Annotated in this window: 1 pseudogene; it reads right to left on the reverse strand. The window is 72.7% G+C overall.

Annotated elements, in window-relative coordinates:
* A pseudogene (locus tag ACWDX9_RS63240) lies at positions 1–1478 on the reverse strand (glycine dehydrogenase (aminomethyl-transferring)); the annotation flags it as partial.

Below are 1478 nucleotides of genomic sequence, written 5' to 3' on the forward strand. Positions count from 1 at the left end.
TCGGCAAGGTGTGCAGCACCCGCAACTGCGCCGAGTCGGCGATCCTGGCCGGGATGGAGTGGCGCCCGGCCCGCCGCCGCCGTGCGGGATGCAGAACGTCTTGTGCAGGTTGAGGTGGGACACGTCGGCCCCGAACTCGCCCGGCTTGGCCAGCCCGACCAGCGCGTTGAGGTTGGCCCCGTCCACGTAGACCTGGCCGCCGGCCTCGTGCACCTTGGCGCACACCTCGGTGATCGTCTCCTCGTACACGCCGTGCGTCGAGGGGTACGTCACCATGATCGCGGCCAGCGCGTCACGGTGCTTGTCGATCTTGGCGTCGAGGTCGGCCAGGTCCACGTTGCCGTCGGAGTCGCAGGCCACGACCACGACCCGCATGCCCGCCATGATCGCGCTGGCGGCGTTGGTGCCGTGGGCGGAGGACGGGATGAGGCAGACGTCGCGCTCGCCGTGGCCGCCCGCGCGGTGGTAGGCGCGGATGGCCAGCAGCCCGGCGAACTCACCCTGCGAGCCGGCGTTCGGCTGGATGGAGACGCGGTCGTAGCCGGTCACCTCGGCCAGCCAGCCCTCCAGCGTGCCGATCAGCTCGCGGTAGCCCTCGGCCTGGTCGTCCGGCGCGTACGGGTGGATCGCGGCGAACTCGGGCCAGGTGATCGGCTCCATCTCGGTGGTCGCGTTCAGCTTCATCGTGCAGGAGCCGAGCGGGATCATGGAGCGGTCGAGCGCGATGTCCTTGTCCTGCAGCTTGCGCAGGTAGCGCAGCATGGCGGTCTCGGAGCGGTGGCTGTGGAAGACCGGGTGGGTGAGGTAGCCGGACTCGCGCGCCAGCGAGGCGGGCAGCGCGTCCGCGTCCAGGGCCACGTCGGCCTGCTCGACGCCGAAGGCGGCCCACACCTTGGCGACCTCGGCGGCGCCGGTCTTCTCGTCGCAGGAGATCGACACGTGGTCGTCGTCGACCCGCCAGAGGTTCACGCCCTGCTCGACGGCGGCGGCGACCACCTCGGCGGCCCGGCCGGGCACGCGTACGAGCACGGTGTCGAAGAACTCGCGGTGCACGACCTCCAGGCCCGCCTGGCGCAGCCCGCCGGCCAGGGCCACGGCGTGCCGGTGCGCCCGGTGGGCGATCCGGCGCAGCCCCTCGGGGCCGTGGTAGACGGCGTACATGCTCGCGATGACGGCGAGCAGGACCTGCGCGGTGCAGATGTTGCTGGTGGCCTTCTCGCGGCGGATGTGCTGCTCGCGGGTCTGCAGGGCCAGCCGGTACGCGGGGTCGCCGTCGGCGTCCACCGACACGCCCACCAGGCGGCCGGGGAGCTGGCGCTGCAGGCCATCGCGTACGGACATGTAGGCCGCGTGCGGCCCGCCGAACCCGAACGGCACCCCGAACCGCTGCGAGGACCCGATCGCGATGTCAGCGCCCAGCTCGCCGGGCGCGGCCACGAGGGTGAGGGCCAGCAGGTCGGCGGCGGCCACGACGAGCG

The sequence above is a fragment of the Nonomuraea sp. NPDC003201 genome (assembly GCF_053590415.1).